This is a genomic window from Pandoraea commovens (assembly GCF_902459615.1).
Lineage (GTDB): Bacteria > Pseudomonadota > Gammaproteobacteria > Burkholderiales > Burkholderiaceae > Pandoraea > Pandoraea commovens.
Map to the genome: position 1 here is coordinate 110,003 of NZ_CABPSA010000002.1, position 13,452 is coordinate 123,454.

General features: G+C 62.6%; 8 protein-coding genes. 3 read left to right on the plus strand and 5 right to left on the minus strand.

Features of this window, described 5'->3' with window-relative positions; all coding sequences use genetic code 11:
- Positions 1 to 50 precede the first annotated feature (50 nt).
- The 3 genes from rsmI (at position 51) to PCO31010_RS06795 (ending at position 1,636) form a co-directional block, all read left to right on the plus strand.
- Complete coding sequence (rsmI, locus tag PCO31010_RS06785) at positions 51 to 935, plus strand: 16S rRNA (cytidine(1402)-2'-O)-methyltransferase (protein WP_150663611.1); 885 nt, start codon at positions 51 to 53, stop codon at positions 933 to 935.
- Positions 936 to 1,116: 181 nt separating this feature from the next.
- The gene (locus PCO31010_RS06790; protein WP_150663612.1) at positions 1,117 to 1,359 is read left to right on the plus strand and encodes a type II toxin-antitoxin system Phd/YefM family antitoxin; all 243 of its coding nucleotides are present in this window, start codon (positions 1,117 to 1,119) and stop codon (positions 1,357 to 1,359) included.
- A complete protein-coding gene (locus tag PCO31010_RS06795; protein ID WP_150663613.1) occupies positions 1,346 to 1,636 on the plus strand; it encodes a type II toxin-antitoxin system RelE family toxin in 291 nt (96 codons plus the stop codon). The genes PCO31010_RS06790 and PCO31010_RS06795 overlap by 14 nt, the downstream gene beginning before the upstream one ends.
- A gap of 45 nt (positions 1,637 to 1,681) precedes the next feature.
- Here the strand turns inward: PCO31010_RS06795 and PCO31010_RS06800 are convergent, their stop codons facing one another.
- The 5 genes from PCO31010_RS06800 to PCO31010_RS06820 form a co-directional block, all read right to left on the minus strand.
- Positions 1,682 to 9,001: an NEL-type E3 ubiquitin ligase domain-containing protein gene (locus tag PCO31010_RS06800; RefSeq protein WP_174984459.1), complete on the minus strand. Its 7,320-nt coding sequence runs from the start codon at positions 8,999 to 9,001 to the stop codon at positions 1,682 to 1,684.
- 330 nt (positions 9,002 to 9,331) lie between these two features.
- On the minus strand, positions 9,332 to 10,126 hold the full coding sequence (locus PCO31010_RS06805) for an ABC transporter ATP-binding protein (RefSeq protein WP_150663615.1): 795 nt from the start codon (positions 10,124 to 10,126) through the stop codon (positions 9,332 to 9,334).
- Between the two features lie 2 nt (positions 10,127 to 10,128).
- Positions 10,129 to 11,037: an ABC transporter permease gene (locus tag PCO31010_RS06810; RefSeq protein WP_150663616.1), complete on the minus strand. Its 909-nt coding sequence runs from the start codon at positions 11,035 to 11,037 to the stop codon at positions 10,129 to 10,131.
- A gap of 282 nt (positions 11,038 to 11,319) precedes the next feature.
- Positions 11,320 to 12,306, minus strand: a complete 987-nt coding sequence (locus tag PCO31010_RS06815; RefSeq protein WP_150663617.1) for an ABC transporter substrate-binding protein — start codon at positions 12,304 to 12,306, stop codon at positions 11,320 to 11,322.
- A 428-nt stretch (positions 12,307 to 12,734) separates the two neighbouring features.
- Positions 12,735 to 13,370 (minus strand): septal ring lytic transglycosylase RlpA family protein, encoded by a 636-nt coding sequence (locus PCO31010_RS06820; RefSeq protein ID WP_150663618.1) that lies wholly within the window; start codon positions 13,368 to 13,370, stop codon positions 12,735 to 12,737.
- Between the last annotated feature and the right edge of the window lie 82 nt (positions 13,371 to 13,452).

A 13,452-nucleotide genomic window follows, 5' to 3' on the forward strand; every position in this document is an offset into this window, starting at 1 on the left:
GCACGTCATGCCCTGCATGCCGGTGCCCACACGTATGGGAGACCGATGCGATGGATGAGCGTCTGATGTCGCTGGCCGAGGGTCAGCACTACCCCCCAGGCACCCTGTACGTCGTGGCCACCCCGTTGGGCAACACGGCCGACATCACTGTGCGGGCCCTGCATATCCTCGGCATGGTCGACGCCATCGCCTGTGAAGATACGCGCAACAGCGCGTTGTTGTTGCAGCGTTACGGCATCGATAAGCCGCTGATTGCGGCCCATCAGCACAACGAAAACGAAGCGGCGACGCGACTCGTGGAGCGCCTGCGCGGCGGCGAACGGATTGCCTACATTTCGGACGCTGGCACGCCGGGCATCTCGGATCCGGGGGCACGACTGGTCGATGCGGTGCGTGCGGCGGGCCTCGGCGTGGTACCGGTGCCGGGCGCGAGCGCGGTGATCACGTTGCTGTCGGCGGCGGGCGCGTGGGTGGAGACGTTCACGTTCGTGGGCTTCCTGCCGTCGAAGTCGCAGCAGCGCGCACAGGCGATTGCCACCCTCACCGGATCGACGGCCGCGCAGGTGTTCTACGAAGCGCCGCACCGGATCGTGGAGACGGTGGCGGCACTGGCCGAGGGGCTGGGCGGCGAGCGCCGCCTGCTGATCGGACGCGAATTGACCAAGCGCTTCGAAGACATTCACGAGTGCGCGTTGAGCGAAGGTGTCGCGTGGCTGAAGGCGGACGCGAACCGTCAGCGTGGCGAATTCGTACTGGCGGTCTCGGGTGCGGCGGCAAGTGAGAGCGACGATGGCGTGGATGCCGAAGCGCAGCGCATCCTCGCACTGCTGGTCGCGGAGCTACCGACGAAGAGCGCCGCCAAGCTCGCCGCCGCGATTACGGGAGCGCCGAAGAACGCGCTGTACGAGCGGGCGCTGGCGTTGAAAAACGGCTGATCGAGCGACGTCTGACCGCCACATTCAAGCGCACAAAAAAATCGGAATTCTCTGGTGGGATTCTCGGCCATCCCCCAAAGCCGAGAATCGACAAACGACCTATGATTGGCTCGTTCTCAGGGTCTCGGCCAATGCGCGCAAGCGGATGGGCCGCCTCCCCCCGGGCCTGATGAGACATGACATGAAAATCATCCTTGCCAGCGCATCGATCGGAATCAGCGAATTGAAATCAAACCCCAGCGCCGCCATCAACCGTGCCAACGGTCCCGTCGCCATCCTGAATCGCAACACGCCGGTGGCATATCTCATTCCCGCCGCGGATTGGGAAACGATCTGCGAACGCCTGGACGACGCCGACCTCGCCGACATCATCCGTTCACGCGCCGGTGAAACGCCGGTGAGTACGAAGCTTGACGACTTATGACCTGCAATTTCTCCCTTCTGCGCTCAAGGAATGGCAGGCTCTCGACGCCTCGATCCAACGCCAGTTCAAGACAAAACTGCGCAGGCGCTTACAGCAACCGCAGGTGCCTGGCAGTCGATTGAAAGCCATGCCCGACTGCTACAAGATCAAACTTGCCTCAGCGGGCTATCGACTTATCTATCGAGTCAATGAATCAGCCATCACCGTGCTGGTCGTGGCCGTAGGGACACGAGAGAACCTCAAGGTCTACCGCAACGCCAGTGAGCGATTGACATAGGTGCGCGAACGCCCTCGGCCAAACCGAGGGCGTTTGCATGAGCGGTTAGCCCTCAAGCAGATCCCTGACGAGCGGACCGTAGAACTCGTGCGTCAACGTCCGCAAGACGACCGGGCCGGCTTCGCGAATCGCATCGGCGTCGTCTTCCATGCCGGTGTCCTTCAGGTGCGCCTTCACCCGCTGCTCGAACGCCTCGGCATCCGCTGTGATGTCGGTCAAAGCGTCCTCTGCCTTGGCGAATGCCTCCGGGTATTTATTTTTGATGGCTTTCTGCATGGGAGCAGAGTTCGACAGGTAGCTGTCGAAATGCGTCTTCTCCACGGCCAATACCCGCGCCTTCGCGGCCGCCAGATCCGCCTCCGTCACGCCAGAGATCGCGAAATAGCGCATGTCGGTCGCATCGGTCGGCAACGACAGCGGGCCGCGCAACTTCACCTGATAAGCCAGATATACGTCGATTTCGTCGCCGCCGCCCATCGCCCTGAACTTCTCGCGCGCGATCTGCTCAAGCACCTCGAGGTCGAACAGGCCGCGCATCGTCTCGCGCAGCAGCTTCGGATCGTCGTTGTACACGCCGTTTGCGACATCGGCAGCCAACAACACCTGCTTCATCTGACCATGCGCGTGCGTTACGCGATCTTCACACGATGCGGTCGCACACAAGCTGACAGGGAACGTATCGTCGCGCAGCGCCTTGTCGGCCTCCAACCGCTCCAGCCATTTCTGCACCCGCGCACGGAACGCCGGCTCGTTGAAATTCACCGTTCGACGCAACCGATCGAGAAATGCGGAAAAATCCATCGCGTTCGCCTCCTCCGCGAAAGCCTCCCAGACCTTCCGATGTGCGTCCTGCGTCAGTGCCGGGAACCAGTCGAACACGGCATCGGCAAGCGGGCGCGCCTCCAGATGCGCAAACGGATTCGCCATCGAGAAGTAGATTCGCGCTTCGTTATTGATTTGCACACGCCCTGTCCACTGCCTAATGCGTTCCTCGGAAATCGGATTCTCTTCCAGGTAAACATTGAGTCGCCGCGCAAAGATGTTCTCCGCCGGGCTTTCGCCACGCCAGCCCGCCACCGACGCGGGAATGCTGGCGAACTGGTTTCGATCCAGATTGAGCGTCTGCAAGTGCGGCGCGTGTGGCAAACCGCCGAGCGTGGCGATACGGTTGTTGCGCACATTGAGCGTTCGCAGCGTATTCATGCGATGTTCGGACGTCACCGGAAATCGTGTCAGATCGTTGCCCGCGAGATTCAGGTTCAGCAACTGAGGCAATTCAAGCGGCAACTCGATCTCCTGAAGTCGTCGGTTGTTCAGTATCTCGATCACCAGCGCGTTAGGCAGCGCATCGACAGCGCCCGGCGGCGCAGACGCCACGACGACAGAGCGCAGCGCTGAATTGCCGTCCATCCCTATATTGCGAATCCCGTGGCAGCCATAGGGAATGCGAATGGTGTGCGCGTTCGTCGCATCGATGACGACGGTGGTCGCGCGCGCCCCGACCGGCACGCTGAAGTCACGCGGTACACGAGCGCCTTTAACGATGAACGACTTGATCTTCGGCAGTTCCACGGGCAGCGTGAGATCGATGGGGCCGGTAATGTGCAGGGTTCTCAGGTGTGGCATCACCGTTGGCAGTTCCAGACGGCCCGCTTCCGAAGCATGGATGGTCAGACTGCCGATATTGCGCGGTATCCGATCCGGTCCGAACAGCGCCAACACGTCTTGCGCTTCTACCAGCTCGAACGACCATGCGGGTGGCACCCCCTCGAGAATGCGCGTCAGTGCGATCTGCTTTATTTGATCGTTCATCAGCTTGCGCCTGAGCGGGTTATACGTTGTGAACTTCGACAGGTACGCGCTGGCCGCCCGTTGGGTCGGGAATATCCCGGCATCGATCAGCATCTTCGATGCCGGTTTGCGGATATCGATAGGCGTTCGCAGAAACTCACCGAGCCCCAAGGGCGTCGCACCGGACAGCAACCGCCGTTGCGCAATCCACTCGCGGGCGTCGCCATGTATCTGCATCTTCGAGATGTCGAACTGACTCAGGTAATTGCGGACCGCACTATCGCTCGCAAACGCTCCCGTCGCGACGAGCATCTGCTCCGCCGTCATCCCTTCGCTTCTGAGTACGGCTATCGCCTCGGTGGGACGCAGGTACGGATAAGCCCACTCCGGTGTATGCCGCAGCCCCATACGGTCGTTGGCCAGACGCGTGCGATCAGACGCATCGAGCGGGTCGAACGAGGACAGATATCGCTCCGCCGCCTCGGGACTGTCGAAGATCCCCTTGGCTGCCAGCACCTCCTCGGGAGCGAACATGCCGTCGAGCGTCTTCGCATACTTCGCCGCCCACGTCGGACGCTCCCCCTTGGACAACGCCAGATCGAACCAGTCCCACATCGCGGCGTTCGGAAATTCGAACTGATCCCGATTCAGCCGCCGTGACGGATCGACGGAGCCGCCCGATTTCCCCAGTACCTCGACCGGCGTCTGCCCCATGCTGCCGAAGACTTGCCCACGCTCGGACGCGCGAACGTAGCGGCGCGCCCAACCCGGGACTTGCAGACCGCCATGCATTTCCTGCACGAGTGCAAGGCGTCGCGAATCCTCCACTCCCGGCGGAAAAACGAAGGCGTCCAGGAAAACACGTGCATCGCGGGCAGACATGCCGAGGTCGACCAGATAATTGACAGGGTCGGCAATCCGGGGGCGTTTGGCCGACGTCGGCGCGCCACCGAGCAATCCGCCGTCGTCCCATTGCCAGCGCCCGTTGCTGAACGTCACCGGCACGCCCGGCCCGTTCACGCGCTGCGGATCACGCACGCGAACTGTCGACCACGCATTGTCGGAGAACACTTCGAAAACTCGACCGCGGTCCTTGATGTAGTCGCGCCCCTCATGTTCGTAACGCACGCCGCCGCTCACAGTACCGGCGCGGATCGGCGTCGGTCGGGCGGCCCCGATGTCGATCCCGTGACGCGCCAACGTATCGCGCAGATGCCCGGCATCGTCGAACGCCGCACGCTGGCCCCTGACCTGACTCAGCACCTCGCTGACTTCCCCCGCGTTGGCAAAGTGAGCCTTCCCCGCCCACTTGAGCAGACGTCCCGGATTCACGACGCGCAGCGCCGGACCGATATCGAGCGCATCCGCCCACAGGAACGCCACGTCGAGCAGTGCACCGTTCATGTCGCCACGGCGCACGTTCGATACTGCGCTCTCGATGTCGATACCGGCGAGCACCGCCGTATCGAGCCCGCACAGCAGAAAGCCAGCGCCACCCGTCGTCGCGACGCAAAGCGGCATCGCTGCAAATCGAAGCCCCTTCACCACCTCGCCCCAGATCACTTCCCCACGGCTCGTGGTGTCTTCCTGCGCGTTAGAGATGCGGTCGAGCAGACGCTGGTCACTCAAGCTTGCGAAGTCGGTCAGCGGCTGTGTCTTCACGCGGGAGGCATCGACGCCCCGGCCGTGGTTTAACGCGTTGTCGATCACGACGCGATCCGGGTGGAGCACGCGCCCACGCAAGTCGTCGTCGTACGGCGACTGGTGCATGACCTGGCGATACTCATCCAGCGGCAGCCATTCGGTGCCATAGGGCCCCTCCGGCAACCACACGAAATCGCGGCGCAGCACCTCGCTTGTCGTGTCGCTCGACGAACGCTTGCGCTGCGTGAACACCAGCAGCCCCGGAATGCGGCGATCGTCGATCGACAGTTCGCTGATGAAGGTATCTCCGCTCGCGACGTGCAGCGGCAAGCCATCGACGAGCGTCGTCATCCACGAGGCATCCTGTTGCTCGATACGGCCGTTCGCGATCTCCCGCGAAAGCGTCACCTGCAATTGCATACGAATCGCGGCTTGCGTCAGGCGACGAAATGTCTGCGACTCGGCGTCGGTCGATGCCAGCCAGTCACGCAGATGCCTGATGAATGCATCGCCCGCATAGGTCGCGCGCAGGTTGCTCTCGAGACTCTGCTTGTACGCTGGCGTGCTCAGGCGAGCTGCAACTTCGGCGTTCCCGGCCGAAATCTGCGCGTCGCGCTGGAAGTTGTTTGTGCTCGCAAGCACGTTATCGCCATGCTTGCGATAGCCTTCGAGCACCCAGTCGGTCACCGTCATGTTGCGCCCGTTGAAGTCGATGAAAATCCGGTCCGCGTCGATTTCACCCAGATCGGGCAACCCCTGGCCACGCAGCCCGCGCGTGAGCTTGGTGCTCTCTATGCGACGGGTGAATTCGCGCAGCGGCGGGAGATGTTCGTCCTCATAGGCTTTGAAGTGACGCTCAAGCGCGGCGGCATCGACCAGTTGCGACGCCAGACCGGGCACTCTCGCCAGCGGTTCGAGCTGCTGCGTATGCAGTTCCAGTTGTCGCTGCGCCCACGCTTGCATGCGCGTGGTGAGGCGCTCGCCCTCGTACGCTTCGAACCGCAGGTATTCGGGCTTCCAGTTCGACGGGTTCTCGGCCTGCGTCCTGAAAAACTTGCGCAACTCGGTGCGATGGCGCGGAGCGGCCGATTCGAGTGCGACCTGCGGCATCAAGCGCAGCGCGTCGTCCCCCCCGGTCGTGACCGTCGCCGGGTTCATCTCACCGGCCAGCGTGTTGCGCATGCGCGCCACGTCGAGGTACTGAAACAGTTCTTGCCGACTGTTGAATACCGACCACCTCTTTTCAATGGGTCGGTACAGCACGACGCAGCCGTTCGGATCGGTATCCGGACGCGGCTTGTCGGTGATGACCAGCCACGGGACCAGCGCAATTTCCGACATACCCGGTGGCGCGAGACGCAATTCCCCAACGCTGACATCCGGCGCATCGCTCATCGCCTTATGCATCAGATCCAGCGCGCGAATCCACGCGTCTCGGCCTCCCGTCAGATGGCCTTTGAGCTTGGCTTCCAGAATGTCGCGATGAAGTTCGCTTTCGAGGAGCGCAGCGAGGTGGATCTTCAGCGACGGAATGTTGGACGTCATCGACATCAGGCGCGCTTGCGGCGACGTGCGGCACTCACTGGCACCCAGCAACTCGCGCATGCGCCGGGTCTGGTCTGCCGACGCGGGCACGCCGTCGATGAAGCCTTCGAACTTTTGCGGATCGCGTCGCGTATCGCCCGCAAGGCAAGCTTCGATGAGGGTTTGGCGCGCGGTGATAGGCGTCTGTAATCCGGGGACTGTGACGGGATACGTGACCGACCATGCGGCGGGCAAGGCATCGAGCCCCAGGTTCGCGAACGCCGCGTAAATGCCGTCGAGCGGTTGGGCGTCGTTGATGGCTTTCGAGAAGCTGTTGAAGCGGTCGTTAGCCTTTTGCACCGCATGTACCCAAAGCTTCTGCTCCGACTCGGGCGCTCTTGAGAGCCAATCCAGCGCCGGATCGGTCCGCCAATGAGCGGGCAACGCGCCGAAAAGAAGCTTCTCGTCGTTTGACGAGGCGGATTGCTGGTGCTGAGCGACGGCATCGATGATTTCGACGACGCGCGCCTTTGTCGCCCGGTCTTCCGCTTCCTCGGAGCGCTGTTGTTCCAGCTTCTGCGCGGCACCGCTCTCATCGACGGCGCGACGGAATCGCCGGTGCGGCAGATCCTCGGCGTCGACGTCGTCCGGCACATCGAATTCACCGAAATCGTCAGCTTCGCCGAGACTGCCGAAACCATCGATGAAGCTTGGCCCATCGAAGTCGTTCGCGTACACCGACGCGACATCATTGAAATCCTCACGCAGCACTACCGTCACACTGGCGATCACTTGCGGCGCGTGAGGGTCGGGCTCACCGCGCAGGATGACTGCGACGGCATCGAGTGTGGAACCCCACGTTCCGTTCTCGTTCGCGTGAACGCTGCCCGCAAGTGTGTCGATCAACGCTTGCTGTAGTGGCGTGAGTGACGACGCAGCCAGACCGGCTTGCGAAGCCGGTGACGGTTGCGCGCCCGATGGGCCGCGACTGTGCAACCATTCGAGGCCCGCGTAGCCGGTATAGAGAGACGCGCTTCCTAACGTCGTCTTCAATGCCCCTGCGATCCACGTCCGGACGGCACTCTGCGGCGCCTCCACGACCCTCACCGCACCTTCGATGTCGACGGGCGCGGCGACCGGCCTGCCATCGCGGAAGTCCGTGAGCGGCGTGCCCTGCTCCACGTCGGCAGATCGTGTGTTGGGCGAATCCGGCGCGAATATCGACGCGACGAACGCACCGATCGGGCGGCCGATGTGACCTAACGCACGCGACACCGACTGCAACGCACCACCATGCCGAGGGGCCGCAGACATGGCCGTCATGAGTGGCTCGCCTCCCACGAATATGCCGCTACCGCTTTCGTTGCACGCCGATGCCTCGCTCACAGAGACAACGCGGCGCGGTTCCGGCAGGGTTGGGGGAGCGAACGGCGCGAGCCCGACACGTTCTCTGTGTTGGGCGGTGCGCTCGCCTTTCGTCAGATGCCAGACGTCGATGGCTTGCTTTAGCTCGCGCAATTCTCCACGCAGCACATCGCGTTTGGCCGGGATGGGCTCGCCAAGCAGCGCTTGCTGGAGCTCAATCGCTCGTGCCTGACGCGCCAATTGGCGGCTGTGTGTGCCCGCTTTGATAGGGTCTTTCTGCTCGAGCAAGGCGTCGCGCTTGCGGCGCAGCACGTCCTGAGCGGTACGCGCCTGCCAATCGCCCAGCGCGACTTCGGCGCGTCCGGCGTCCATGCCTCGCAGGTCGTTGTTCTCGATCCATGCGCGCGCATCCCGGTGTTCGACTGCCGTGCGCTCGGCCTGGGCCGCACTCACCGGCGTCGGATCGACCGGCGTGGGGCGAAAACTGCCGTACAAGTGCGACAGCACTTCTCGCGCTGCTGTCGCCAGCGGCTTTTCCACGCCGACTTTGCTCGGATCGAATTGCCGGGCGTTCTCCGCTTCCTGCGAGCCGACCCAGTAGCCCACGGGCAGCATTCGCAGGACTTCGTCGGGATTGCGCTGCGGTGCCAGATTGAGTGCCTGTCGCAGTTGGAAGACCACTTTGCCGAAGTCGAGTAGCCGATACGCGTCGAGTCGCTCGACGTCTTTGAGCCACATCGCGAGTGCCGGTGACGACAACTCGGGAAAGATAGCGTGAAGGAGCGCGGCCTGCGATCGGTTGTCGCGACACACGCCTGAGAGTTTTTCGATGTCGGTGTCGGCTACCCCGGCCGCGCGCATCTCCGTGACGAGCTCCTGAAAGGCCGCTTCCCGCGCAGCCGAGTCCGTCGGCCCCCACTTGAGCAACGCCGAGAACGCGCCACCCAGCGCCAACCCGACGCCAAGAATCGGCGCACCGCCGGTCGCAAGACCGGCAGCCGTCCCGAGAACCGCGAAGCACGACAGCACGTCACGCTTCATGGTGGGCCAAGGATCGTGACGGGCGATTGCAAGCGAGTGCGCGCCGTCGTCGGCAGGTGTTACGTCGACAGGCGAAGGCGCATCGAAGCATGACTGATGCAACGCTGCCGACGTACTGGGAACACTGTTTGAGGCGTTAAGCATAAGACACTAAAAATCCAAATTCGAAAGCCGGGATTTTTTTGTGAATGCGTTAGCGCGTCTTTCAGGATCTGTCTCCCGCGCGGAAATTGCCCGATTTGGATGGGGATTTGGCGCAAATATGAAATTACGCAGGCGCAAAAAAACCCCCGGTTCGACCGGGGGTTTTCTCTCTTTCTCAAACGCCGTTCAACTCAGCAACAGCGCATCGTCATCGAGTTGTTCGCCGCGCGTGCGCTCGAACATCTGCAGCAGATCCGGCACGTCCAGTCCCTTGCGCTCTTCGCCCGAGACATCGAGAACGACCTTGCCCTGATGCAGCATCACGGTCCGCTCGCCGTAGTCGAGGGCCTGACGCATGCTGTGCGTGACCATCATCGCCGTGAGCTTGCTCTCCTGCACGATGCGCGCCGTCAGTTCCAGCACGAACGATGCCGTCTTCGGATCGAGTGCAGCCGTGTGCTCGTCGAGCAACAGAATGCGCGACGGTTGCAGCGACGCCATCAACAGACTCACGGCCTGACGCTGACCACCCGAGAGCAACCCGATACGGTCCGACAAGCGATTCTCCAGCCCCAGGTTCAGAAGGCTGAGCTTTTCGCGGAAGCGCTCGCGCAGATCCTTGTTCAGAGCGATGCGAAAGCCGCGACGCTCGCCGCGCTTCACCGCCAGCGCCATGTTTTCCTCGATGGTCAACGCTTCGCACGTACCTGCCATCGGATCCTGGAATACACGCGCCACCTGATTCGCGCGCTGATACGCGGTCTTCTTTGTGACGTCACTGCCGTCGATGGAAATCGTGCCCGAATCCACCGACAGGTCACCGCTGATCGCGTTCAGGAAAGTCGACTTGCCTGCACCGTTCGAGCCGATCACGGTGACGAACTGGCCCGTCGGAATATCGAGCGACATGCCGCGCAGCGCGCGATTTTCGATGGGCGTGCCCGGGTTGAAAGTGATCTTGAGGTCTTTTGCGCTCAGCATGATCAGGCACCTCCGTTCTTGCGCGGGAACAGCTTGCGACGCGTCGCAGGCAGCACGAGTGCCACCGCCACGAGCAAGGCCGTCACCAGGTTGAGGTCCTGCGCCTTCAGACCGATGAAATCGCTATTCAATGCGAGTGCGATGAAGAAGCGGTACAGCACGGCCCCGACGACCACGGCCAGCGTGGTCAGGATGAGGCGTCGCGCCGGCAGAATCGTCTCACCGATAATCACGGCAGCCAGACCGATCACGATGGTACCGATCCCCATTGAGATGTCAGCGCCGCCCTGCGACTGCGCGAACAGCGCGCCTGCCAGCGCCACGAGGGAGTTCGACAGCGCCATGCCCGCCAGAATCTCGCGACCGGTGTTCACGCCCTGCGCACGCGCCATGCGCGGGTTCGCGCCGGTCGAACGCATCGCGAGACCTTGCTGCGACGAGAAGAAGTAATCCAGACCGAGCTTCACCACGACCACGACCACCAGCAGCAGCAGCGGACGCAGCACATAGTCCGGCAGCCAGTCCGGGGCGTTCTCCGGCAGCAGCATCGTGAAGACCGTCGGCGAGGTGATCAGCGGCACGTTCGGCGCGCCCATCACACGCAGGTTGACCGAGTACAGCGCGATCATCATCAGAATACTGGCAAGCAGATCCATGATCTTCAGGCGCACGTTCAGCCAGCCGGTGATGAAGCCCGCGCAAGCGCCGGCCAGCATGGCGACGAGCGTTGCGACAAACGGATTGGCCCCGCCCGCGATCAGAATGGCCGCCGTTGCGCCGCCAAGCGCAAAGCTGCCGTCTACGGTCAGGTCGGGGAAATTGAGGATGCGAAAGGAGATCAGCACCCCGAGCGCCACGAGGCTGAAGATCAGACCGATCTCCAGAGCGCCCATCATCGAGAAAAAGGACATGTTCGTAATTCCACTGCGCAAGACGGCCCATACCGGGTCTCGGCATCGGCGCCCGCACGGCCGAGTCGGCCAGTTCAGGTCATAGCCGGTCGTTGTGCGACCGCGTTTCGGGGGGAGCCATCTCGCCCGTTCGATAGGAAAAGAGCGGCGGGGACAGATCGTGTCCGGACGCCGCCCTGTCGCTCGCCAATGCTACGGGCGTTAGCCCGCAGCACCGGTGTCACGCATACACCGCCACAGCGGGATAACCGTCGTGGTGCGCGTGAGTCGCGGGTGAGTCGCTTACTGCTTGATGACCGTCTTGGCTTCCTTCACCAGATCGTCCGACAGCTTCACCCCTTGCTTCTCGGCAGCGGCCGTGTTGACGAACAGTTCCAGATTCGTGCTGGTCTGCGAGGCAATCGTGCCCGGCTTTTCGCCCTTCAGGATACGGCCCACGACCTTGCCCGTCTGACGACCGAGGTCATAGTAGTTAATGCCCAGTGCCGCAATCGCGCCGCGCTTCACGCTGTCCGTGTCCGAAGCCACCAGCGGGATCTTGCGGTCGTTGGCTACCTTCACCAGCGATTCGTATGCCGACACGACGTTGTTGTCCGTGTTGGTATAGATCACGTCGACCTTACCGACCAGGCTGTTCGCGGCCGAGCTGATGTCGACGGTGCGCGGTGCGGCGGCTTCGACCAGCGTCAGGCCAGCGTCAGGCAGCAGCTTCTTCAGTTCGTTGACGACCACGACCGAATTGGCTTCGCCCGGGTTGTACACCATGCCGACCTTCTTCGCGTTCGGCACGACGCGCTTGATCAGCGCAATCTGCTTATCCAGCGGCAGCTTGTCCGACACGCCGGTCACGTTGGTGCCCGAAGCACCCCAGCTCTTGACCAGTTGTGCAGCGACCGGATCGGTCACGCCCGAGTAGACGAGCGGCACCGACTTGGTGGCAGCGGCCACGGCCTGAGCCGTCGGCGTTGCAATGCCGATGATCGCGTCCGGCTTGTCGCCCACGAACTTGCGGGCGATTTGTGCTGCCGTACCCGTGTTGCCCTGTGCGCTCTGGTATTCCCACTTGAGGTTCTTGCCGACTTCGTAACCTTCGGCCTTGAGTTCGTCGCGCGCGCCATCACGGATGGCGTCGAGTGCCGGGTGCTCCACGATCGCCACGACTGCGACCGACTTCGTCTCCGCCGCGAATGCCGCGCCGGTCGTCCCCAACAACGTTGCGGCCACCGCGCACAGCACGGTGCGCTTGGCGTATTTGCCCATCGTCGACATCAAAACTCCTCCAGGAATGCTTCTTGATAGGTGCGCCGTGCCCGGGTCTCGGCGGGCCTCTTTCGGATGCACACAAAGCGTGCACCTGCGCGTGGGGCACAGTCTACCCACATCCCCGGCAGCGAACAACGGTTGCCAACGCAACTTCCCGGGACGCCCGTGGAACATCGGATTGCGCCCAAACGCTGGCATTTTTATGCGGCAATCGGAAAAAAATTAGCCGATTCGGTCGTGCGCAATTCGATGCGCGCACGTTCGTGCGAGGCGTTCAGCCAATGGGATGCGCCGAAAATCGAAAGAATGCGGCGTGTTTCACCCGCAATGTGCGTTGTTTGCACAATAAATGCGCAGTGGATGTCCCGCTTTTTAAGACACGTCCGAAAGGAATTCGGAATGACGTTCGGGATTGAGGGAGGTAGCCGGTGGAATTACTGCACTTTGCTCGGGGTGCTCGGCGTGTTGTTCTGCGCGCTGCTGGCGTCGTCGAGGCCGAGGGCTGCGACTTCGCTGCGCGAGAGGCGGCGAATTTCGACCTTGGTATGTCCGGCGCGAATGAAGTCGAGTTGCTTCGCCGCGCCGTAGGACAGATCGATGATGCGATTGCGGGTGTACGGGCCGCGGTCGTTGATCTTCACAACGACGGTCTTGTTATTGGCGATGTTGCGCACCAGCGCGAAGCTGCCCAGCGGCAATGTCGGATGTGCGGCGGTCGGTTCGTTCATGTCGAACGCTTCGCCGGTTGCGGTGCGGCGACCGTGAAACTTCTTGCCGTACCACGATGCCGTGCCCGACTGGAAGAAGGTGCCTGCGTCGGCGCGCAGACGCGCTTCGCCATCACGCTCGGGAGCATCGGGATCGCCGGGGTTGAGACCCTCGTTTCGATAGGATCGGCCCGGCCATTGCAAATCGAAACTGGACCCGACGGGTGAATTGGCTTCGCGCGCACGGGCGCGCGCGCCTGTCGCCGAAGTGGCGGCAGCCGTCTGGCTGGGAGGTTCGAGCGGCGTTGTGCAGGCTGTCAACGTCAGGGCGAGGGCGCAGCAGACCGCGAACCGTGTGAGCATGTCGCGTGTTCGCATAGCCCGCAAGTCTAACACGCCACAAAAATCAACCTAACAGCGAGCGTTCACTTACGCGTTGAGACTT

Bases quoted from the DNA above. Each gene is read 5' to 3' on its own strand.
- PCO31010_RS06820 (WP_150663618.1), bottom strand. From the start codon at position 13,370: ATGCTCACACGGTTCGCGGTCTGCTGCGCCCTCGCCCTGACGTTGACA.
- rsmI (WP_150663611.1), top strand. From the start codon at position 51: ATGGATGAGCGTCTGATGTCGCTGGCCGAGGGTCAGCACTACCCCCCA.
- PCO31010_RS06800 (WP_174984459.1), bottom strand. From the start codon at position 9,001: ATGAAGCGTGACGTGCTGTCGTGCTTCGCGGTTCTCGGGACGGCTGCC.
- PCO31010_RS06805 (WP_150663615.1), bottom strand. From the start codon at position 10,126: ATGCTGAGCGCAAAAGACCTCAAGATCACTTTCAACCCGGGCACGCCC.
- PCO31010_RS06810 (WP_150663616.1), bottom strand. From the start codon at position 11,037: ATGTCCTTTTTCTCGATGATGGGCGCTCTGGAGATCGGTCTGATCTTC.
- PCO31010_RS06815 (WP_150663617.1), bottom strand. From the start codon at position 12,306: ATGTCGACGATGGGCAAATACGCCAAGCGCACCGTGCTGTGCGCGGTG.
- PCO31010_RS06790 (WP_150663612.1), top strand. From the start codon at position 1,117: ATGAAAATCATCCTTGCCAGCGCATCGATCGGAATCAGCGAATTGAAA.